This window comes from Achromobacter sp. MFA1 R4 (assembly GCF_900156745.1).
Lineage (GTDB): Bacteria > Pseudomonadota > Gammaproteobacteria > Burkholderiales > Burkholderiaceae_B > Achromobacter.
The window spans coordinates 947,817-969,290 of the sequence record NZ_LT707065.1 but is presented as its reverse complement, the minus strand read 5'-3'; the positions used below and the strand labels follow the sequence as shown (position 1 = coordinate 969,290).

Below are 21,474 nucleotides of genomic sequence, written 5' to 3'. Positions count from 1 at the left end.
AAGCTCAAGCCTGCGCGCGGCGCGGCAGCCAGCGCCAGAACACGCCGGCCGCCACCAGGCCCAGGGTGCCGACGCCGAACGACGCGCCGCCCAGCGACAGCAGCGCGGTCAGCACCGACAACGCCACCGGCCCGCCGCTCGCTCCGAGATCGGACATGAAGCGCCAGATGCCGAGGAACTGCGTGCGCGCGCCCGGCGGGGCGGCGTCGGCGCCCAGCGTCATGACGATGCCCGATCCGATCCCGTTGCCGAAACCCAGCAGTACCGAAACCAGGATGAAGCTCGTGACGCCTGCGGTCAGCGGGATCGCCATCAGGCTCAATCCCATCAGCAGCGTGCACGGCAGCGCCACCCACAGGCGGCCGCGCTGGTCCATCACCTTGCCCGCCGGATAGAACACCGACATGTCGACCGCGGCGACCAGCCCGTAGACCAGCGAAGTGGTAGTGGCGTCCAGGCCCAGATGGTCGGCCCACAGCGGGATCACCACCTGGCGCGATGCGCGCAGCGCGCTGATCAGCATCACGCCCACGCCCAGCGTGGCGTACACGCTGCGGTGGTCGCGCGCGACCTCGCCGATGCGGGCGCGCGGCGCGCCCACGGACTTGCCGTGCACAGGCTCGATGTCGGGCGCCTTGATGGCGATGAAACCCGCGCCGAGCATGGCGCAGACGGCAATCCAATAAGCGCCGTCGAGCCCGATGAAATGGATCAGCGCCGCGCCCGCGAAGGGGCCGATGAAGGTCCCGATCCGCGTCGTGCCGCCAAGCGTGGACAGGGCGCGCGCCCGGTACGCTATCGGTACGACCTCGATCATGTAGCTCTGGCGGGCCAGCTGGAACACCGACTGCGCGCACCCCTGCATCAGCATGGCCAGGGCCAGCACCCAGAGATTGGGCACGCCGATCACGAGCAACAGGCCAGCTACGCTCAACAGCGCCGCGCCGGCCATGGCGTGCTTTTCGCCAAAGCGCTCGGTGATCAGCGCGGAGGGAATGTTGGAGAGCAGCGAGCCGATTCCGATGAGGGCGGCGATCAGCCCGGCAGCCGCCACCGACGCCCCTTGGTCACGCGCGGTGAGCGCGATCACGGGCAGGATGGCGCCATTGCTGATGCCATAGAGCAGCGACGGGCCGAACGCCGGCACGGCGATCTGCTTCAGATTGAACGAATCGGGTTGCGGCATGGGGGGAAGCAAGCAGGTTCGGCCGCCCGCCGGTCGCCGCCAGCGAAGGGGCGCGGGGCCGGCACGGGGCCAGGGCGTGGGATCCCGTGAGTGTAGCGAACGTCTTGCGCTTGCGGCTGTCTGCTGGCTGAACCTGGAGGGGGCAGCCGCGATTCGCGATCACGATGCCGCGGGCGAATGCCCGCCGCATCATGGTTGCGGCAATTGCGCCTGCAGCAGCGTGCCCGAGGCGGATTCGGTCATCAAGACGGCGCTTGCGTCGGGCGTGACCGCGATGTTGGTGACCGTCTGGCCGCCGGGGCTGCGCAGGAAATGCGTAATGTTCCCGCGCGCGTCCAGCAGGAAGGCGCCGCCCAGGCTGGCATGCGCAACCAGCAGGCCGCTTCGCGGAGCAAGCGCCAGTCCGTCCGGGCCGCTGCTGCCAAAGAAGGTCTGGAAGGCGCCCATTTTGCTGAGGGACCCGTCGCCGAGCAAAGGCGCGCGCCACACCTGGTTGGCGCGTGTCACCGCCACGTAAAGAACGCCGGCCTGCTCGTCCAGGGCGATGCCATTGGGGCTGGGGGCGTTGGCGACCAGCAGGTCAAGGCGGCCGTTGGCGCAATCGTAGCGGTAGACGCGGCCGCTGGGATCGTGCAGTCCGGTCTGCCCCTGGTCGGTGAAGTACAGGCGGCCGGCCTTGTCGAACACGAGATCGTTCACGCCCTTGAACGACTCGCTGTTGCGGTGGCCAAGCACCGTATCGATCCTGCCGCTGTCCGGTTCGCACCGCAGGATGCCCAGACGGTAGTCCGCGATCCAGAGGCTGCCGTCGGTGTGCCGCGCCAGGCCGTTGGGCCAGCCGCCGGTCTGCGCGACCACGTGCCAGTCGCCGCCGCCGTCCAGGCAGAGGATGCGGCCGTGCGGTATGTCGGTCACGTATATCCGACCTTGCGCGTCGAATACGGGGCCTTCCAGGAAGCTGTCGACGACGTGGCCGGGCTTGTTCGCCGCTGCCCAGGCGCTCGCCCTGGGCAGGCGCAGCGTGTCCGGCAGGCGCGAAAGCTCGGTGGCCTCGATGATGGCGGGCGGAGTGAAGCTCATGTTCCACATGGCGTCACTCGGGCTTGATGTTCACGCGCTTGCCCACGTCGGCCCAGAGCGTGACTTGCTGGTTGACGTACTCGCCGAACTGCGCGGCGGTCATGTCGCGATGGCGCGCGCCCTGTGCGTTCATCTGATTGCGCATGGCGGGGTCGTTCATGACCTGGCCCACCAGCCGGTTCATTTCCTGCACGATGGCATCGGGCGTGCCTTTCGGCGCAGCCAGCCCGAACCAGTTCAGCACCTGGTAGGACGGCAGGCCGGCCTGCGCGAATGTGGGCACCTCTGGCAGGGCGTCCAGGCGGCTTTCGCCGCTGACAGCCAGCGCGCGCACGCGTCCGCCCTGCACGGGGGGAATGGCGGTGGGCGCGGCCGTGATCAGCACGTCGATCTGCCCAGCCATGACGTCCGCCAATGCCGCGCCCGCGCCGCGGTAGGGGATATGGGTGAGTGCGACCTTGGCTTCGTTCTTGAAAACCTCGGCGGCCAGGTGGGTGGAACTGGCCTGTCCGCCCGAGCCAAAGTTGAGCTTGCCCGGGTTGGCCTGGGCGTGGCGGATCAGCGCATCCAGGGTCTTGAAGGGCGACGTCGCCGGCACGATCAGCACCAGCGGCGTTTCGATGATCTCCGCCACGTGCACCAGGTCGCTGCGGTGATCCCAGGGCAGCTTGGCGAACAGCAACGGCAGCATGGTGTAGGTCGTGTCGGTCACCAGGAAGGTGCTGCCGTCGGCCGGCGAACGCGCCACATCCAGGGTGCCGATCGTGCCGGATGCGCCCGTCTTGTTGTCGACGATGAATGTCTTGCCGGTCAGTTCGGACAGCCGCTGCGCGACCTGGCGTCCCGCGTAGTCGGTCGTTCCGCCGGGGGAATAGGGCACCACCAGTCTGACCGGCTTTGTTGGCCAGTCGGCTGCGGTGGCGCACAGGGGCGCCGCGGCGCTGGCCGCCAGGGCCAGGCGGGCGAGCAGTTGGAGGGCGCGGCCGCCGCGCCGGTTTTGCTTTGCGTGCATGAGTATGTCTCCGTTGTCGTTGTCGTTGTCGTTGTCGTTGTCGTGGTTCCGGCAGCGCATCAGGTGGCCGTCTGGATGCCGGCCTCGCGAATCAGCCGCGCCCATTTCTGCTGTTCTTCCTGGATATAGCGCACGGCCGCATCGGGCGCGCCGCCGAGCGTCGTGCTGCCTTCGGCCGTGAACATCGCCACGGTGGCCGGGTCCGCCAGCACCTTGACCAGCGCGGCATTGATGCTGTCGATGACGGCGGGGGGCGTGCCCGCGGGCGCGACCACCGCCTTCCAGTCCACGGCGGCAAAGCCGTCATAGCCGGACTCGGCCACTGTGGGCACGTCGGGCAGGATCGGCAGCCGCGCCGGCGCGGTGACGGCCAGCGGGCGCAGCAGTTTGCCCTTGAGCATTTCCTGGGCGGCCTGGGGCGTGGCGAACATGTAGTCGGTGTTGCCGCCGAGCAGATCGTTCAGGGCAGGCGCCGCCCCGCGATACGGCACATTGAGCACCTTGAAACCGGCCTGGTAGGCAAGCAGTTCGCCTGCCATATGGCCCACGGTTCCCGAGCCCGCCAGGGCCTGCTTGAGCTCGCCGGGCGCAGCCTTGGCATCGCGCACCAGGTCGGCCAGCGTCTTCCACCGCGCATCCGCCTTGACGACCAGCATGACCGGCAGCGAGGCCACCAGGACCACGGGCGAAAAATCCTTGGCGGGGTCGAACGGCACGTTCGGCATCAGCGCGGGGTTGATGGCCAGGTTCGCGGTCTGGCCCAGGGCCAGCGTCAGGCCGTCCGGCTTGGACTTGGCGACCAGATCCAGGCCGATATTGCCGCTGGCGCCGGGGCGGTTTTCGACCACGACCGACCAGCCTGCCACCGAAGTGGTCTTGGCGGCGATGGCGCGCGCGACCGTGTCGGTGCCGCCACCGGGCGTGTAGGGAACGATGAGCCGCACCGGGCGACCATTGGGATAGGCATTGGCGGCGCGCAGGGGCAAGGCCGCCGCGCACAGCGCGGCGCCGACGAATGCGCGGCGGGTGAGGGTGAACATGGGTCAGTCTCCTTGGGCTATGTGTTGGGCTTTCAGGGCCTCTATCTCTTGTTCGCTGTAGCCGACGCCCATCAGCAGCGCGTCGGTGTGTTGGCCGGCCGCGGGCGGCTGGAGCCGGATGCCGGGCTGCTCTCCATCGAGCGTGAAGGGCGCCAGCGGTACTTTGGACGTGCGCCCGTCGCCCAGCGAGATCGGCGCCAGGCCGCCGGTGCTCGCCAGATGGGGATCGTCGAACAGGTCTTCAGGCTTCGTGATGGGGGCATAGGGCAGCCCCTCGCGTTCGAACACTTCGGCCAGCGATGCGGCGCTGTATTCGGCCATGCGGCTGCGCAGGATCGGCATGAGCCAGTCGCGCGCCTGCACGCGGTCATTGTTGGTTTGCAGGCGCGGATCGCCGTGCAGATCCGACAGGCCCAGGGCGTCGCAATAGATCGTCCACTGCTTGTCGCTCACTACGGCCAGGAAGATCTGCTCTCCGTTCTTCACGGTAAAGACGTCGTAGACCGCCCACGCGGAAATGCGGCTGGGCATGGGGGCAGGGGCGCGGCCCGTCATTGCGTACTGCATCATGTGCTGGCCGACCAGGAAGACGTTGTTCTCGAAGAGCGACGCCTGCACCTCGCCGCCCGTGCCGGTGCTTTCGCGCCGGGCCAGCGCGGCCATCGCGCCGATGGCGCCGAACATGCCGCCCATGATGTCGTTGACGCTGGAGCCAGCGCGCAGGGGATCGCCGGCGCGTCCCGTCATGTAGGCCAGGCCGCCCATCATCTGCACCACTTCGTCCAGGGCGGTGCGCTGTTCGTAGGGGCCGGGCAGGAAGCCTTTGTGGCTGACGTAGATGAGGCGGGGATGCTCCTGCCGCAGCGAGGCGTAGTCCAGGCCCAGCTTGGCCATGACGCCAGGCTTGAAGTTTTCGCTGACGATGTCGGCCGACGCGATCAGGCGCCTGGCCGCCTCGCGGCCTTCGGCGTGCTTGAGGTCCAGGACGATGCTCTTCTTGTTCCGGTTGAACATGGGGAAGAAGCCTGCGCCGGAACCGAGCAGCCGCCGCGTGCTGTCGCCGCCAGGGGGTTCCACCTTGATCACTTCGGCGCCCAGGTCGCCCAGGATCATGCCGCAGGTCGGCCCCATCACCATGTGGGTGAATTCGATGACGCGCACGCCCTCGTAGGGCAGGCGGGTGGGTGTGTGGCTGGTCATGGATGTCCTGGTTCAGTGCGCGGGCGCGAAATTCCGGGGCAGGCCCGCGTCCGGCGTCATGCCGTAGAGCGGTTCGCCGGGCAGGCCGGCCGCCAGCGGCGCTCGCGCGGCAAACAGGGCCTTCAGGTCGATGCCGGTGTCGATGGCCATGGCCTCGAACATGAAGACGAGGTCTTCGGTGACCACGTTGCCCGAAGCGCCGGGCGCGTAAGGGCATCCGCCCAGCCCGCCCAGCGAACTGTCGAAAGTGCGCACGCCTTCGTCGTAAGCCGCCAGGCAATTGGCCAGTCCCAGTCCTCGCGTGTTGTGCAGATGGGCCGCGCCGGCGTGCTCGCCCAATTCCTCGCGCAGGCGGCGAAAGCGCTGGCGCACCTGGGCGGGGTTGGCGTAACCCACCGTATCGGACAGGCCGGACTCATCGGCGCCGGCGGCGATGCATTGCACCGCCAGGCGGATCACGTCGTCCTCGGCAACGTCACCCTGCAGCGTGCAGCCGAAGGCGGTCGAAATGCCCGCCTCCAGTTTGACGCTCGGCGCCATCTCGTCGCGCAGCCGGGCGATGGCGCGGACTTCCTCGACCATCTCTTCCGGCGTCTTGCGCACGTTCGCGAGCGAATGGGCGCGGCTGGCGGACACGGGCATGGTCAGCTTGTGCACGCCCGCGTTCAATGCGGCCTGGGCGCCGCGCAGGTTGGGCACCAGGGCCATGACAGTCAGGCCGGGATGGGTCAAGGCATGGCGCACGACGTCGGCGGCGTCCGCCATCTGCGGCAACAGTCTGGGCGGCACGAACGAGGCCACTTCGATTTCGCGCACGCCCGCGGCCACCAGCGCGTCGATCCAGCGGCACTTCGCCTCGGTCGGCATCGTGGCCTTGACCGACTGCAGACCGTCGCGCGGACCCACTTCACTGATGAGAACGAAAGGGCGGGGTGGCATGGGCGTGTCTCCGTATGATATGTTCTATCTTATAGAATGAAGTTCTATAAGTTGAAATGATGCAGCAGGCGCAAAGCGGTTGTCAAGCGCCGCCTACAATGCAACGTTCTAATAGATGGAATGCAGGAGCCGCCATGCCGCGTAAAGCCGCGACGGAATCATTGGCCGACCGCGATGCCGCAGAGGGCGGCGTGGCCGCGGTGGATCGGGCGTTGAGCCTGATGTCGGTGTTTGGCGAGGGGGACGCCTCGCTTTCCCTGATTGAGCTTGCCGAGCGCACCCAGTTGTACAAAAGCACGGTGCTGCGGCTGCTGGCGTCATTGATGCATGCTGGCTGGGTGCAGCGGCTCGAGGACGGCCGCTTTGCGCTGGGCCCCGAGATCGCGCGCCTGCACGGGCTATACGCCGCGTCTTTCTCTCTGGAGCGCATCGTGATGCCGGTGCTGCGCGACCTGGTTGCGGCAACCGGCGAAAGCGCCGCCTATCACGTGCGCCAGGGCGATGCGCGGCTATGCCTGTACCGCGTGGATTCTCCGCACCCGGTGCGCGACCACATCCGCGCCGGCGACCTGCTGCCACTGGACCGGGGAACGGGGGGGCGGGTGCTGACCGCGTTCGACCCGGTGCTGGGTGTCGCCCCGGGGGGCGACCAGGCCTTGTACGCCCGTATCCGCGCCGATGGCTACATCGTCGCCGTCGGGGATCGCCTGGCGGAAGTGGCGGGCATTTCCGCGCCGGTATTCCTGGCGGATGGGAGCGTCGCCGCTGCGGTGACGCTGACCGCGCCGGTGCATCGGCATCGGCATGCGCACCTTGAGGCGGTCTTGCAGGCGGCGAGACGCCTAAGCGGTAAAGTGGGGTGATGCGCCCGGCAGCGTGAAGCCAGTTTGTCCGCCTTCATGCTGAAAGGGATGCCCACGACCCGCTGCGCATAGGGCTGCAGGCGGCGATGTTCACGGCGCCAACGCGGCGCGTCTGCCGGATAGCCGTGGTGTGAATGATTGCGATGTCTTGAGAGTCTTGGGTCTATGCCAATGCAAACAAGGAGAATGTCATGTACGCCAGGCTTATTTCCGCGATGGTCTTGTCGGTCGCATTTTCGGCGTCCGCGCTTGCACAGTTTTCAGGGCCCAGCAAATCCGGGTCCCATACCACGGTGACGCAAGCCGCCGGCAATCTGCGTGTGGGCACGTATGTCACGTTGACCGGAAACGTTATCGAACACTTGCGCGAGGAGTACTTCACCTTTCGCGATAAAAGCGGCAGCATGCGCGTCGAGATTCCGGACCGGGTCTTCCGGGGCCAGCGCGTGGAACCCAGCACCACCGTTCGTATTACCGGCGAGATCGACGTGGGTCGCGCCGGCCGCTACGTCTACGTCAACGCGCTGGAGGTGGTTTCACCCTAGGGCGCGCAGTTTCTGGCTGATGCGTCAGCGCGGCGGTATTGCGCACTAGCCCGCATCGCCGTGATACCCGTATTTGATGCCACCCAGCACGCGCGTACGCACGGCCTCGTTGAAGGGGTAGGTGTAGGCCTGCCCCACCACGACCACATGGGCTACGTTGGCCAGCACGCGCCGCCGCAGCGCCTGGCCGATGGACTCGTCTTGGCTGCCGCCTTCCACGCGCGACATCTGCTGGAAGAGTTCGCTTCGCGTCACGCCGTTCTGCATGAAGGAGAACGCCGTCCAGACGCAGGCCAGCGTCAACACCAGCGCCAGGCCCGCCGCGCGCGTGGCGGTGCGCCCCGGCTGCTGGCCCGCCGGCGTGCGCAGCCAGACGACGAGCTTGGCGATCAGGTAGAGCAGCTTGGCGAAGTGGCCCACCGCGCCCAATAGCGAACACAGCAGCGCGACCGGCGGCACGATCGCCGCGCGCGCGGCGTCCTCCCCCAGCTTGTCGTGCAGTCCGCCGCGCCCGAAGTCCGCGCTGCTGGCGGAAAAGCGCGGCAGGGCTTCGTCCACGGCCCGGTCCAGCATGCCTTCGTAAAGCCGCTTGAAGCCGGCCACATCCGTGTAGTTGGGCGCAACGTTCATCGTGGCTGGCACCATCAAGGCCTGGCGCAGCAGCTTCTGGACGCCGGGGCGCGCGACGAAGTCTTCGTACGCCAGGCCGGGCGGGATGGCGTCGCCCTCGACATGCACCGTACGGCTGCGCATGGTCCTCCAGTACTGCTGCGCCACCGCCTCATTGAAGGTGGCGCGGTCATGCGGTTGCCAGTCGCCGGGCACGGGAATGCGCTTGCGCACGTCCTGCACCACGCGGCCCTTGTAGCGCGCCGGCACGTTGTCGGGCGTCCAGCCGCGGCGCGACAGGCTGCGGCGGTAGTCGCCCCAGGCGCGATCCTGTTCGCGCGCCAGGCCAATGTCCGACGCCACCGGCACACCCGCATACTTCTTCCAACGCTCGGCCACGGAACCCATCACGCTGGTGTAGACCTGGTGATAGCCGCGTATGCCAGGGGCTGTCATGCGGACTTCGCGGCCATCGAAGGTAAACGTCTTCATCTGGCGCTGCAGATCGGTGCGGATGACCTGCCGCTTCTTCGGTTCGACTTTTTCGTCCAGGTTGTCGATGTTGGACAGCAGCACCTGGAACACGGCCAGGAACGCCTTGCCCTCGGGGCGCGCGTAGACGTCGTCGTCGTCCACCAGCCCGTCCAGTTGCAGGTCGCCCTGCACCAGCGACCGTTGCAGCAAGCCGGCGTTGGTGGCGATGCGGCGGAACTCGCCATCGCGTGTATCGACGAGCACGTTCACCAGCAGCTTGATGGCGCTGAAGACAAGGAGCGCCGTCACGACACAAGCGACGGCGATCTTCAGGGTGGAGGGGCGGCCGCCCGTGGCGAGCCGACGGGTCCACATCAGCTGCAGCACCACCAGCGCGGCGGCGATGCCGGACAGGGTTCGGCCGAAGAACTCCAGTTCTTCGATATCGTGCGGCGTGGCGCGGCTGCCCACCACATCGAGCAGGCGGGCATTGAAGCCGAGTTCGAAAGCGAGGTAGATGACCGTCAGCACGATCAGGAAAAGGATCTGGCGAATCTGGGCTTGCCGCACGGTCAATCCCTCAGGTCCAGACGCGTCGAGGTGATTTCCTCGTCGGGCAGGTCCAGCTTGGCCGGCGCGCGCGATGCCGCGCCCGTGCGTGGCGAGCTGCCGGCCGCCGCAGTGGGCGCGCCGCTCGCGGGTGCGCGCTGCGGTGGCGGCGCAACAGCGCGACCACCGGATGCACTGCCGCCGGACGCCCGGGTCTGCACCGTATCGGGCGAGGCGCTGCGGCCCGACCTGCCGGAGCGAGCGGCCGGCGCCGGGGGCGGCGGGTAGACCCCATACAGGCGCAACGACTCCTGATACCCGGGCGGGTACAGCGATTCATCGGCGAACGGCTTGGCGCGCGGATTCATGCCCGCGACCGTCTTCACATCGCCCCGGCGCATCCGGCCGTCTTGCGTGTAGATGAACCGTTCGATCCTGGCGCCCTTGGGAAAGTCCAGGGTCATGGCGCTGCGGTCGTCCTGGACCAGCACCGCCGGCCGGTCCCGGCAATTGCCCAGGTCCCACGACAGCACGTCGGAGCCTTCGATGGCCAGCACCGTATAGCGGTAGTCGCAGTTGCGGCGCTGCGTTTCGATGACGACCACGGTGCGCGGCCCCACGTTTTCTGTGCGTGCGATCCGTGCGGACTCCACGTTGTTCAAGGGCACCACCCGCTGGTTGCCCGATAGCTTCACCGAGAAGTTCTTGCCCTCGCGGCGCAGCGTGCCGGTCCCCCCGTCCTGCAAGGGAAACTGACTGATCTCGGTGCCAAACAGGGCGGCGGTATCCACGCCATAGACGAAGTTGCCGCGGGAATTGGTATTGACCGCGCAGGCAGACAGCCCGGCAAGGAGCAGCAAACTGGTGATAAGGCGAAGGATTGACGAACAGGATACAGGCAGGCGCATTGACATCATGGGGAAGGCGGGAAACCCGGCGCGGCGAGGCGCCGTTTCCGTCAAAGCCCTGCAATGTATCGCAAAGTTACAAGGCAGGACCAGGGTTGTTTCAATTGCGCAGGGCCCGGTCGGCCGTATCGGGCCGCCGGACAGCCGCGCTTAGCTGGCGGGCTGCTTCAGTTCCATCGCCTGCTTGATCAGTTCGCGCGCGCCGTGGCGCACGGCGGACACGCAGCGTTCGACGGTGGCGCGGAGCAGGGCGGCATCCGGCAGGGTGTTGGGCCCGGCCACAAAGCTTTCCACCGAGGCCGACAAACGCCCGGCCCGTTCCGCGCTGTCTTGCGACAGCGTCAGCTTGATCGCCTTGCAGCGGTTGTTGACGGTGTTGATCACCTCCAGCAGTTGTTCGCGGGTCAAACCCAGTTCGTCGGCCTGCACGAAGCTTGGGTAGACCAAACGCAGGAATTCCGGATCCGAATCGCTGAGGCTGAAGTACATGATGCCCAGGTCGGGATACTTGAAGACCACATCGCCTTCATCGTCAAAGCGGGCGACCAGGCCCAGTTCTTCTTGCACCACGGTTTGGTACAGGGCGGCCAGCGGGGTGGGGGTGGACATGATTGAACGCTCCGTTCTTGGTCAGTGGGACTTTTCAGTCAGTGGGGCATGCCGGGCTTTGTCGGCAAGCGGGGCGGAAAAGCCGCGCCCTTGACCATTGCTACGCGCCACCTCGGGAAAAGTTCGAAAAAAAGTCGCGCCGAAGCATAAACCCATCCGGAAAAAAACAATCGCCTGAAAAACGCCCGAAAAAAAACGAACCTTTTCGGCCGCCATGCGTAGCCATGAATACCGGCATCCCGCCACAACCAGACAAGGAAAGACCATGCAAGGCAAAGCACAGGACGTATTGACGCAGGCCAGGACCCATGCGGCGCGGTGGGCGGGCATCGCGGCCCGGCGCGTCCATCGTGGCGACGCCGTGGGCGCGCTGCTGTTCCTTTTGGCCACTACGGTGTTTGCCGTGGTCTCGCTAAGCATGATGGGGTCGAATGCAAGCCTGAGCTTCTACGACCTGTTGCGTTTGCAGAACGGCGGCAGCATGCAAGGCGCGATGGCGGGCCGAGGTTCGGGCGCGGGCGTTTATGCACTGCTGTGGCTGCTGGCCGTGGCGGGCCCTTTGCTGCCCTCGCTGCTGACCCATCGCGCGGCGCGCCTGGGCTACTTTGCACCCCTCGCGCTGTGGGCCATTGCGCTGGCCGGCGTGGTGTCGCAGGTCCGCGAGCTCATGAACGCCACGCGCCAGTTTGCGGGCTTCATGAGCAATTCGCGGTCCAGTCGCAGCCTGGCGGGAGACATGGCGTCCAATCTGTGGGACAGCCTGTCGTTCGGCTTTGGCTTCTATCTGTCCTTGGCCATCGCCGTCGCATTCACTGTCCGCGGCATCGCCGTGCTGCGCCGCCGCGCTTGATTTTCCGCCCCTGCACGGCTAATGTGCCGCAGCCCGCGTTTTGCCGGGTTGCGGCTGTTGCCGCCGGTGGGCTGACGTTCCGCGTCCAGTTCGACTTCCAGAATCTGAACCATGAACTCGCTCGATTCCAAGCGCTACGTCATTGAAAACGTTGACGCGTTGCTGCGCATCATGCATGCCGATCCCCACTACGCGCTGGCGTTTCGCAACAAGGCCGAGCAGCACATCACGCTGAAATTGCGCAGGAAATTCTTCAACGCGTCGCCCGATGGCGTGGTCGATGCGTTCAACAATGCGCTCATGAAGTTCTTGCACACGCGCACGTTCAAGGATGAGGGGTTCAAGCAGGGTCAGCCCGAGGGCGGATGGACGGCGCATGAACTGGCCGTCGGCACGCTGGGCGGCTACTTGTATCGCGGGTCGCTGCACGAGCTGATCCAGATGCATCGCCGCACGCGGCACGAAGTGCAATGGACCTATCCCGAGGACGGCGGCGAGCACGATGACGCGGCGCTCGACGACATCCGGAACGTGGGCGACCCCTCCCGCTTTGCCGATCCCGCGCACGCCTACGAGCATCTATCTATCGTCAAGCGCATGCGCGAATGCCTCAATAAGCTCAGCGACACCCTGCGCGCCACGATGTTCCTGTACCTGGACGACATGCCGATGGAACAGATCGCCAGGCAGCAGGACCTGCACGTGCCTACCGTGAAAAGCCGCCTGCACGCCGCGCGCAAGCTGGTGACGGAATGCACGCGCAAAGGAATGGACTGATCATGCCTGAAGACCGAGTGCTGTCCTATCTGTCGGGCGAGCTTGATGCCCCGGCCCGCCGCGCCTTCGAAGCTGAACTCGCGCGCGACCCCGCGCTGCGGGCCGAGCTCGATACGTGGCGCGATCTGGCCCAGGCGCGTCAGTTGGCCCACAACGAGATCGGCCAGGCCGAGCGCGATGCCGCCTTTCTGCGCGCGCTGGCGCAACGCCCGCGGGCGGTGCGCGCGCCGATGTCCCGCGCGCGCCGGCTGTGGCAATGGCTATGGCCGACGCCCGCCAGCCCCTTGATGCCGCTGGGTTGGGCGCTGGCGATCATGCTGTCCGTCATGGTGGTCCAGCAAGCGCCGACGGATGCGCCGGGCATCGCCGCGCCGGACGGCGTGCTGACGCGTGGCGGCGCGTCCTGCCCTCGGCTGGCGGTGGATCTGCCCGACACGCTGACGGCCCGGCAACTGCGCAACACCTTGTCCCAGTACGCCGTGTCCATCGTCGACGGTCCCGATGCGGACGGCCAATACGTCCTGGCCGCGGCGCGCGAGTCATCGCTGCGCGACGCCGCCGCGGCGCTGGGTGCCTTGTCCGCCACGGCCTCGCCCGCGGGCGCTTGTCCCAAACCCTGAGGCCTCGCATGAAGTCCTTGAATAATCCTGCGGGCGCCGGCGTGGCGCATGCACCAACGTGTCCACCCATGCGGCGGCGATTGTTGACGGCGCTGATCGGCGCGAGCCTGTGGGCGGCGCACCCGACGGCTTTGCGCGCGGCGGGAGCAAATGCAAGGGGACTCAACACAAGAAACATGGCCGATCCGGATCCGGCGCCCACCGAGGCGCTTACCTCCACGGCCCCTGCGCCGACGCCCGAGGACGATGCGCCTGTGGCGGCAACCACTGCGTCGCCCGCCAGGCGCCGTTATGCGCTGGTGATCGGCAACGCGCGCTACGCCATCCCGGCCAACGCGCTCGTCAACCCGGTCAACGATGCCCGGCTGATCGCCGATTCGCTGCGCCAGCGCAGCATCGACGTGACCTTGCTCACGGACCTGACCACCGCGCAGATGGAAACCGCCGTCGATGACTTCGCGGCGCGTGCCACGGGCGGGGATCTGGCCTTGGTGTATTTCGCCGGACACGCCGTCGCCGTGGATGACGTGAACTATCTGTTTGGCGTGGATCTGCCCTTGCCGCTGGGCGAAGTACGCATCCGCACGGCGCAGCAGAGCTCGCTGAGCCTCAGGCGCGTGTCGCAGGCGTTGCGGCGCGCGAACGTCCGTGCCCGCCTGATGGTGCTTGACGCCTGCCGCACCAACCTGACCCGGGGTGCGGCCTCCGCCGGCCTCGTCCACGCCGTGCCCGCGGGCGGAGAGCTGATCGCCTTCTCGACGCAGCCCGGCGCTACCGCGGAAGACGGCTTTGGCAACGATGGGCCGCGTCACAGCCCCTATGCGTATTACTTCGCGCAGGGGCTGCGCGCGCTACCCGGCTCCGCGCCGGTGGAGAGCTTCTTCAAGCAACTGACCGCCGACGTGCAGGTGGCCACCGCCTACCGCCAGATTCCCCACTACGCCAGCAGCCTGGTCGGCACCGTTACCTTCACGACGCTGGCTGACGGCACAACGCCCGCGACGCCCGGAGGAAAGCCGGGCCAGGCGGGACGCGGCCCGTCGCCCACGCTGGGCCGCGATCTGATCAAGGCGCGCATGAGCGCATGGGAATACGAAATCGAGCGGGGCGCGCAATATGTGGACGAACCGCGATTGGCGTCGCTGCAGGCGCGCGCCAAGGCGGGCGATGTGGTCGCCATGACCACCCTGGGCTTGATCGCCGAGAACGGCGAGTATGTAGAGAAGAACTACCCGGTCGCCGCCCGCTGGTATCGGCGCGCCGCCGATCAAGGGTTCGCGCCCGCGCAGACCTATCTGGGCGAGCTGACCGGCATGGGCCGGGGCGTGCCCAGGAACTATGCCGAGGCCGAACGCCTGTTCCGCGACGCGGCCGAGGCGGGCCACCGGCGGGCCGCGCTGGACCTGCTGGACGTGCGTGCGCGCATGGGAGAACCCATAGACCCGCAGGAGTGGGCCAGGGTGCTGCAGGACGCCGCGCTCAATCCTGTCGGCCTGCCCCTGCCGGGCATGGCGCCCGTGCAGGGCCTGCCCGACATGCCTTGGATGCGCGCGCTGGGCGTGCGGCCTCCCGGCCAGCGCTGAGTCTGCCGTTCAACACCCAACGAACACCGGCTTGCGTTTTTCAGCGAAGGCGGTCGCTGGAGCGCATCGTGATGCCGGTGCTCGACGCGGCGTTAATGGCCGCGGCGCGCGGTGCGGACTGAGCACGCCGCGCGCCGCGTCAACCTTCATTGCTTAAAAGCTTTCCCAATCGTCGTTCGGCTGCGCGGGCTTGCGATCGCCCGGAACCCGCAGCGGGGCGGTCGTGGCGGGCGCGGGCTTGGGGTGCGCGCGGCGGGCCTGGGCGGGCTTTTCGGCGGCGGCGGCCCGGGTGGGTGCCGGCTTGGCCAGGGCGCGCAGCGGCTTTGCGGGCTGCGGGGGCACGGGCTGCGAGTTCCCGGTCTGCGGGTGCACGGGCTGGGCCTCGCGAGGGGTCGCGATACTTGGGCGCGGTTGCGGCTGTGCCTGTACCTGCGGCTGTGCCTGCGCCACGGGGCGGAAGGCGCCGTCGTCGGCCAGGCGGAACACGCTGACCAATTGCACCAGCGTCGCGGCCTGCCCGTTCAGGCTGTGGGCCGCGGCGGCCGACTCTTCCACCAGCGCGGCGTTTTGCTGGGTGGTCTGGTCGAGCTGGTTGATGGCATCGCCGACTTGCGAGATGCCTTGTCCCTGCTCGTGGGCAGCGGCGCCGATCTCGGCGATCAGGTCGGCAACGCGGCGCACCTGCGTCACGATGTCGTTCATGGTGTTTCCGGCCTCGCCGACCAGGGTGGAGCCGGCTTCGACGTTGCCCACGCTGTCGCTGATCAGTTGCTTGATTTCCTTGGCGGCGCCCGCGCTGCGCTGGGCGAGCGCGCGCACTTCGCTGGCCACGACGGCAAAGCCCCGGCCCTGTTCGCCCGCGCGGGCCGCCTCCACCGCCGCGTTCAGGGCGAGGATGTTGGTCTGGAAGGCGATCGAGTCGATGACGGCGATGATGTCGACGATCTTGCGCGAGCTGGCGGAGATGGCGTCCATGGTGCTGACCACGTTGCCGACGACCTCGCCGCCGCGTGCGGCGGCCGCGCTGGCGGACCCGGCCAGGCTTGCGGCCATCTGCACGGATTCAAGGTTCTGCTTGACCGCGGCATTCATCTCTTCCATCGACGCCGCGGTTTCTTCGACGTTGGCGGCCTGTTCTTCCGTGCGCTGGCTGAGGTCGCTGTTGCCCGAGGTGATCTGGGTGGCGCCCGTGGCGATCGACTCGCTGGACTGGCGCACCTGGCTTACCAGGCGCGCCAGGTTGGCGCGCATGGCTTCCATGTTGGCCAGCACGCTGGTCTGGTCGCCATCGCGGCGCTGCACGCGCACGGCCAGGTTGCCCTTGGCGACTTCCTGGGCGATCTGGGCGGCGTAGGCCGGCTCGCCGCCGAGGCGGCGCATGACGGACCGCACCAGAAGAAGGCCAAGGACGCCGCCGATCAAGGCGCACAGCACGATCAGTGCCGTCAGCGTCCAGAACGTGCGTTCGACCGATGCCGCGGCGTCTTCGGTGTCCAGCCGGGCCAGTTCTTCCTGGCGCTTGGCGGCTTCCATCAGGAGGTTGCGCACGGCCACATGCAGTTCGGCCGAGTCCTTGTGCAGCACGGCCATCGCGGTCGGGTCGTTGCGGTCGGCCAGGCCTTTCACGTTGTCCACGGCCGACTTGTAGCGGGTCCAGGTGTCGGCCAGCTTGCCGCCCAGGGCGCGCAGCGTGGGATCCTGCTCCTGCTGCAGGCGGTCGCGCGCTTGCAGCACGGACTTTTCGGAATCTTCGTTCAGGCGAAGTTCGTTCTGGCGGCCTTTCGGATCGGTATTCCAGATGTAGACGTACATGCGCCGGAAGTGCGTGGCGCCCTGCCGGGCGGCGTCGACCACGACACGCAGCGGCATGACGGTTTCCGTGTACATGGCGCGCTGCTTCTGGCTGATGCTCCAGAGCTGCTGCATGGCGATGGCGCCCACCACGACCAGCGTGGCGGTGAAGAAGAGCACCAGCGCGATCAGGCTGCCCCGGAGAGAGAGATTTCTGAGTTTGGACATGATGGTCACGCGACGAGGCCGCGGAATGCGTCCTCCACGCGTGAACTACAGCACATCATGTTGCGGTGCAATACGGCGAACTGCGGGATAAAAAGCCTGGTCGGCGCGCCCGGCCGGTCCGGCGTTCCACTATTCGGGATTCGCCGGATGGCGGGGGCGCCTCCCGGGCCTCAACGCCCAGCGAACACCGGCTTGCGCTTTTCAGCGAAGGCGGTCGCGGCGTTGCGATAGTCCTCGCTTTGATTGGCCTGGTCGGACAGCGCCTGGATGCGCGCCGCGTCTTCGACCAGCGTGCCGGCCGAGATCGCGTTGAGCTGGAGCTTGCTGCCGGCAATCGAAAGCGGTGCGTTGTCCATCATGTCCGCCCCGAAGGCCAGCGCGCCGGCTACCGGATCGTCGTGGAGGGCGTCGATGAAGCCCGCCTGATGCGCCGCGGCGGCGTCCACGAACTCCCCGGTGTAGAGCCAGCGGCGGGTCCGGCTCACGCCGATGAGCTGGGACAGGCGCTGGAGCTGGACGGTGGGGTAGACCAGGCCCAGGCGCGCCACCGGCACGCTGACCCGCGCGCTGCCGTCGCCCACGCGGAAGTCGCAGCACAGCGCCAGGCTTGCGCCGCCGCCCACGCACACGCCGCGCATCGCCGCGATCACCGGCACCGGCGCGGCCTGCACGGCCGCAAAGCATTCCTGGATCACCGCGCGATAGGCGTCGGCGCGCGCCGGGTCGGACAGCGCCTCGCGAAACGCGAGGATGTCGTCGCCCGCGCAGAAGTGGCCCTGGGCGCCGGTCAGCACCGCCAGCCGCAATCCGCGGTCTTGCGCAAACCCGCGAAAGATGTCGCGCAGGTCGCGCCAGGCTGCCAGGTCGCAGGCATTGCGCCGGTGCGGCCGATCGATCGTGACGACGGCCACGCGGCCGGCGTCACGGCTTTCCAGACGAATTTCAGATGCCAATGCAGTCTCCTGTGCCGGGCTCGCGGCGTATCAATTCAGCGTGATGTGCGTGGCATCGACCACGCTGTTCCATTTCTCGACCTCGGCCCGCAGCGCCGCGTCGGCGCGGGCGGTGTCGGTGTAGACCGGCACCACCCCTTGCAGCCGCAGTTTCTCGGCCAGCGCCGGCCCTTCGTTCAGCCGCTTGAGCGCGCCATTGAGCGCCTGCACGACGGGCTCGGGCGTGTTGCGCGACACGAGAATGGCGTAGACCGACGACGCGGTGAAGTCCGGCAGCCCTTGTTCGATCAGGGTCGGCGTGTCGGGCAGCGAGGCCAGCCGGTTGCGCGAGGCCACGCCCACCGGCACGATGCGGCCGCCGGGCAGGTTGGCCAGCGCCGTGGGGGCCGTGGCGAACATCATCTGCACCTGGCCGGCCAGCAGGTCGACCATGGCGGGCGCGGCGCCGCGATACGGGACGTGCAGCAGCTCGAGTTTTTCGCGCAGGCGGAACATCTCGGCGACGGCATGCTCCAACGTGCCCGGCCCCGAGGAACCGTAGGCGAACTCGCCCGGCGCCGACCGCGCCTTGCTGACCAGTTCGGGCAGGGTCTTCACGCCCATGCCCTGGTTTGCCACCAGCACGACGGGAAGCTCGCCCACCACGCCCACCGAGCGGAAATCCTTGAGCAGATCGAAGCCCACGACGTCCTTGCCCATCAGCCGGCTGTTCAGCACATACGACGTGGTGGGCGCCATCAGCAGCGTGTAGCCGTCGGCCTTGGCGCGCCGCACCTGCTGCGCGCCGATGTTGCCGCTGGCGCCTGCCTTGTTCTCGACCACGACGGTCTGGCCGAGCTGCTCGCCCATCGCCGTGGCGAGGATGCGGCCGACGACGTCGACCGCGCCGCCAGGCGCGAACGGCACGATCAGCGTGATCGGGCGTTCGGGATACTCGGCTTGCGCCGGCGCTGCCGTCAGGCCCAGCCCCATGCCCAGGCCCAAACTGATTGCGCCCGCCGCGAACCTGGCGGCCCAGCGCGGCTTCCGATTGAAAATGGTGTTCATAGACTTCCCCTTGATGCGGCGCGTTGTCGTCCGCGGATTCTGATGTGTCCGTTGAACTGCAGTGGTGGTACGTTACTTGCCGACCCGGTAGCCCGAGGTCTGCAGATCCCACACGCCGGCGGTCTGGCGCGACAGTTCCTTTTTCTGGATCCGCTGCGTCGGCGTCTTTGGAAATTCGTCGATGAACGCCACGAAGCGCGGGATCTGGTAGTACGGCAGGCGCGGCTCGCTCCAGCGGATGAGGTCGAGCGGCGCCAGCGCGCGGCCCTCGCGCAAGCGCACGAACAGCTTGAGCTCGTCCTCGCCCAGGTCGCTGGGCACGCCCACCAGGGCGGTCTCTTCGATGTCGGGATGCTCTGCAATCACGCGCTCGACCTCCCAGGCCGAGATATTGATGCCGCGCCGGCGCAGCATGTCCTTCTTGCGGCCGGCGTAGTAGAGAAAGCCCTGTTCATCCTGGCGTGCGAGGTCGCCGGTGCAGAACCACTCGCCGCGCCGGGCCTCGCGCTCGGCGTCGGGGTTGCGGAAGTAGCCTAGGAACCCCAGGCCGGGCACGCGTGCGCGCACGGTGATTTCGCCGCTTTCGCCGACGGGCACGGGTTCGCCGTCGTCGCCGGTGAGCCGCACGTCGTAGTAATCGAGCGGCTTGCCCACGGAGCCCGCGGGCCCGGCCGGGTTGACGGTGACGAAGGTGATCAGCTCGGACAGGCCGTAACCCTCGCGCATCTCCACGCCGAAACGTTGCGAGAACGCCTGCCACAGCTCCGGCGGGCAGCCGCCGCCCCAGGCGATGCGCACGCCGTGGTCGCGGTCGTCCGGACGCGGGGGCTGCTTGAGCAGCATCGGAATCACGGTGCCCAGATAGTGGATATGCGTCACGCCGTAGCGGCGGGCGTCGTCCCAGAAGCGCGATGCGCTGAAACGTTCGACCATCGCGAGGCGGGTTCCGCCCAGCAGCGCCGAGATGATCACCGCGACGCCGGCGCCATGGTGCAGGGATTCCCACAACAGGAACACGTTGCCGGGCGCGGCGCCGGTCAGCCGCAGGATCGCGAGCGGGCCGGCGCGCAGGGTGCGGTCGGATTTCAACACGCCCTTGGGCGCGCCCGTCGTGCCCGAGCTGGGCGTGAGCGCTAGGATGTCGTCAGGCCCGGGCGAGACCGGCAACGGGTCGGCCGGCGTGTCGAGATAGCGCTCGAATGCGCGGCCCGCATCGCCGTCAGGGCCTTGTCCGCCGCGCCACAGCACCACATCCAGCCGGTGCAGCTCGGGCGCCAGCGCGTCGGCGTGTTCCGCATCGGCGATGAGGGCGCGCGGCGCCAGGTGCTCGAACAGATGCGTGAGCGACGCGCCCTTCAGGTGCACGTTCACCGGCACCCGCACCAGGCCCAGCGCGGCCAGCGCGAAGATGGCGACGATATGGTCGGGGTGGCTGGGCAGCATCAGCGCCACGCGGTCGCCGGGGCGCAGGCCCTCGCGCCACAGCAGGTTGGCCAGGCGCAGCACGCGCTGGTGCAGCATGGCCAGCGTGAGGGGCTCGTCATTGAAGAGGCAATACACCTCGTCCGGCGCCTCGGCGGCGCGGCGCGCGATGAGCTGCGCGAGCGTTTCGTCGGAGACCGGCGGGATATCGATATGGGTGTCTGAGGTCATGATGCCGAAAGCGGTCGAAGAATCCAAAGGCGCGGCCACGTCAGCGGGCGGCGGGGCGGCGCTGTTCGCGCTCGGCAAAGAAGGCCTGCATCATGCGGGCGGGTTCTCCGCTCTCGTACGATTCGTGGTGCAGCCGCGCGGCGGCCTGCATGGCGTCGCGAAAGCCGGCCTCGGTCATTTCCTGGAAGCGCTGCTTGTCCAGGCGCAACGCCACGGGCGGCTTGGCCGCCAGTTGGGCGGCGATCTCCAGCGCGCGCGTACGCACCTCGTCGGCCGCGACCAGGTGGTGAATCAGGCCCAGTTGGTGGCATTCGCGCGCATCCATCATGCGGCCGGTCAGCGTGAGCTCGATGGTGCGCGACAGGCCCAGCATCTCGCGCATGATCCACGGACCGGTGACGCTGGCGATGCCGGCGTTGATTTCGGGCTGCCCCATTTTCACGCCGTCGTGCGCCACCCGGATGTCGCCGAGCAGCGCCACCTGGAAGGCCGAGCCCGCGGCGGTGCCATTGAGCGCCATGACCAGCGGCTTCGGGAAGCTGCGCAGCAGGTGGTAATAGGTCTCCCATTCGCCGATCCACGTTTCGGCGCGGGCGCCGTCGAAATCGCGCGCCTCGTTCAGGTCCTGTCCTGCGCAGAAGGCGCGGTCGCCGGCGCCGGTCATCACCAGCGCGCCCACGTCCGGATCCGTCGCGGCCTCGCGCAGCACCTGCATGATCTCGGCGCGCATTGCCGTATGCCAGGCATTGAGGCAATCGGGCCGATTCAACGTCAGCACGGTCACGTTGCCAACGCGTTCCAACTTGATGAAGTCCATGGTGTTCGTCCTTTACGAAAGCATCTGCCGCCGCCGGCAGCTGTAATTGCATAGTAATTTATAAAATTACTATTTAATTTTTATGGATCATACGCCGGATTTTTGGACGAACAAGCGAGGGCTTTCCCGTAGGGAATGCGC

Annotated in this window: 20 protein-coding genes; 6 read left to right on the top strand and 14 right to left on the bottom strand. The window is 67.7% G+C overall.

Going from position 1 to position 21,474, the window contains the following annotated elements:
• Window positions 1-4: 4 nt before the first annotated feature.
• The 6 genes from BXA00_RS04425 to BXA00_RS04400 form a co-directional block, all read right to left on the bottom strand.
• The gene (locus BXA00_RS04425) at window positions 5-1,186 is read right to left on the bottom strand and encodes an MFS transporter (protein ID WP_076516556.1); all 1,182 of its coding nucleotides are present in this window, start codon (window positions 1,184-1,186) and stop codon (window positions 5-7) included.
• A 189-nt stretch (window positions 1,187-1,375) separates the two neighbouring features.
• Window positions 1,376-2,275: an SMP-30/gluconolactonase/LRE family protein gene (locus BXA00_RS04420; protein WP_083714171.1), complete on the bottom strand. Its 900-nt coding sequence runs from the start codon at window positions 2,273-2,275 to the stop codon at window positions 1,376-1,378.
• Window positions 2,276-2,279: 4 nt separating this feature from the next.
• A complete protein-coding gene (locus BXA00_RS04415; RefSeq protein WP_083714392.1) occupies window positions 2,280-3,278 on the bottom strand; it encodes a tripartite tricarboxylate transporter substrate binding protein in 999 nt (332 codons plus the stop codon).
• 59 nt (window positions 3,279-3,337) lie between these two features.
• Window positions 3,338-4,318 carry a tripartite tricarboxylate transporter substrate binding protein gene (locus BXA00_RS04410; RefSeq protein WP_076516554.1) on the bottom strand — a complete coding sequence of 327 codons (981 nt, stop codon included), beginning with the start codon at window positions 4,316-4,318 and terminating at the stop codon, window positions 3,338-3,340.
• 3 nt (window positions 4,319-4,321) lie between these two features.
• On the bottom strand, window positions 4,322-5,518 hold the full coding sequence (locus BXA00_RS04405) for a CaiB/BaiF CoA-transferase family protein (RefSeq protein WP_076516552.1): 1,197 nt from the start codon (window positions 5,516-5,518) through the stop codon (window positions 4,322-4,324).
• 12 nt (window positions 5,519-5,530) lie between these two features.
• The gene (locus BXA00_RS04400) at window positions 5,531-6,457 is read right to left on the bottom strand and encodes a hydroxymethylglutaryl-CoA lyase (protein ID WP_076516550.1); all 927 of its coding nucleotides are present in this window, start codon (window positions 6,455-6,457) and stop codon (window positions 5,531-5,533) included.
• A gap of 134 nt (window positions 6,458-6,591) precedes the next feature.
• On the opposite strand from BXA00_RS04400, the gene BXA00_RS04395 reads away from it, so the two are divergent.
• Both BXA00_RS04395 and BXA00_RS04390 read left to right on the top strand, forming a co-directional pair.
• The gene (locus BXA00_RS04395; RefSeq protein WP_076516548.1) at window positions 6,592-7,320 is read left to right on the top strand and encodes an IclR family transcriptional regulator; all 729 of its coding nucleotides are present in this window, start codon (window positions 6,592-6,594) and stop codon (window positions 7,318-7,320) included.
• A gap of 191 nt (window positions 7,321-7,511) precedes the next feature.
• Window positions 7,512-7,865 (top strand): NirD/YgiW/YdeI family stress tolerance protein, encoded by a 354-nt coding sequence (locus tag BXA00_RS04390; RefSeq protein ID WP_076516546.1) that lies wholly within the window; start codon window positions 7,512-7,514, stop codon window positions 7,863-7,865.
• 45 nt (window positions 7,866-7,910) lie between these two features.
• Here BXA00_RS04390 and BXA00_RS04385 read toward each other — a convergent pair whose 3' ends face one another.
• The 3 genes from BXA00_RS04385 to BXA00_RS04375 all read right to left on the bottom strand — a co-directional run bounded on the left by BXA00_RS04385 (window position 7,911) and on the right by BXA00_RS04375 (window position 11,014).
• Complete coding sequence (locus BXA00_RS04385; RefSeq protein WP_076521795.1) at window positions 7,911-9,518, bottom strand: hypothetical protein; 1,608 nt, start codon at window positions 9,516-9,518, stop codon at window positions 7,911-7,913.
• 2 nt (window positions 9,519-9,520) lie between these two features.
• A complete protein-coding gene (locus BXA00_RS04380) occupies window positions 9,521-10,357 on the bottom strand; it encodes a hypothetical protein (RefSeq protein ID WP_231952205.1) in 837 nt (278 codons plus the stop codon).
• Window positions 10,358-10,555: 198 nt separating this feature from the next.
• Entirely contained in the window at window positions 10,556-11,014 is a 459-nt protein-coding gene (locus tag BXA00_RS04375) for a hypothetical protein (protein WP_076516542.1), read from the bottom strand.
• Window positions 11,015-11,279: 265 nt separating this feature from the next.
• Between BXA00_RS04375 and BXA00_RS04370 the strand changes: the two genes are divergently transcribed.
• From BXA00_RS04370 to BXA00_RS04355, 4 genes are all read left to right on the top strand, one after another.
• Window positions 11,280-11,864, top strand: coding sequence for a hypothetical protein (locus BXA00_RS04370; RefSeq protein WP_076516540.1), 585 nt, complete (start codon window positions 11,280-11,282; stop codon window positions 11,862-11,864).
• A 111-nt stretch (window positions 11,865-11,975) separates the two neighbouring features.
• Entirely contained in the window at window positions 11,976-12,641 is a 666-nt protein-coding gene (locus BXA00_RS04365) for an RNA polymerase sigma factor (protein ID WP_076516538.1), read from the top strand.
• A gap of 2 nt (window positions 12,642-12,643) precedes the next feature.
• Complete coding sequence (locus tag BXA00_RS04360; protein ID WP_076516536.1) at window positions 12,644-13,261, top strand: hypothetical protein; 618 nt, start codon at window positions 12,644-12,646, stop codon at window positions 13,259-13,261.
• A 176-nt stretch (window positions 13,262-13,437) separates the two neighbouring features.
• Window positions 13,438-14,844 carry a caspase family protein gene (locus BXA00_RS04355; protein ID WP_083714170.1) on the top strand — a complete coding sequence of 469 codons (1,407 nt, stop codon included), beginning with the start codon at window positions 13,438-13,440 and terminating at the stop codon, window positions 14,842-14,844.
• Between the two features lie 153 nt (window positions 14,845-14,997).
• Here BXA00_RS04355 and BXA00_RS28530 read toward each other — a convergent pair whose 3' ends face one another.
• From BXA00_RS28530 to BXA00_RS04320, 5 genes are all read right to left on the bottom strand, one after another.
• Window positions 14,998-16,863, bottom strand: coding sequence for a methyl-accepting chemotaxis protein (locus BXA00_RS28530; protein ID WP_083714390.1), 1,866 nt, complete (start codon window positions 16,861-16,863; stop codon window positions 14,998-15,000).
• A gap of 170 nt (window positions 16,864-17,033) precedes the next feature.
• Window positions 17,034-17,816, bottom strand: coding sequence for an enoyl-CoA hydratase/isomerase family protein (locus BXA00_RS04335; protein ID WP_076516534.1), 783 nt, complete (start codon window positions 17,814-17,816; stop codon window positions 17,034-17,036).
• A 30-nt stretch (window positions 17,817-17,846) separates the two neighbouring features.
• Entirely contained in the window at window positions 17,847-18,863 is a 1,017-nt protein-coding gene (locus BXA00_RS04330; RefSeq protein ID WP_076516533.1) for a tripartite tricarboxylate transporter substrate binding protein, read from the bottom strand.
• A 72-nt stretch (window positions 18,864-18,935) separates the two neighbouring features.
• Window positions 18,936-20,516 (bottom strand): AMP-binding protein, encoded by a 1,581-nt coding sequence (locus tag BXA00_RS04325; RefSeq protein ID WP_076521793.1) that lies wholly within the window; start codon window positions 20,514-20,516, stop codon window positions 18,936-18,938.
• Window positions 20,517-20,556: 40 nt separating this feature from the next.
• Complete coding sequence (locus tag BXA00_RS04320) at window positions 20,557-21,333, bottom strand: enoyl-CoA hydratase/isomerase family protein (protein ID WP_076516531.1); 777 nt, start codon at window positions 21,331-21,333, stop codon at window positions 20,557-20,559.
• Window positions 21,334-21,474 lie beyond the last annotated feature (141 nt).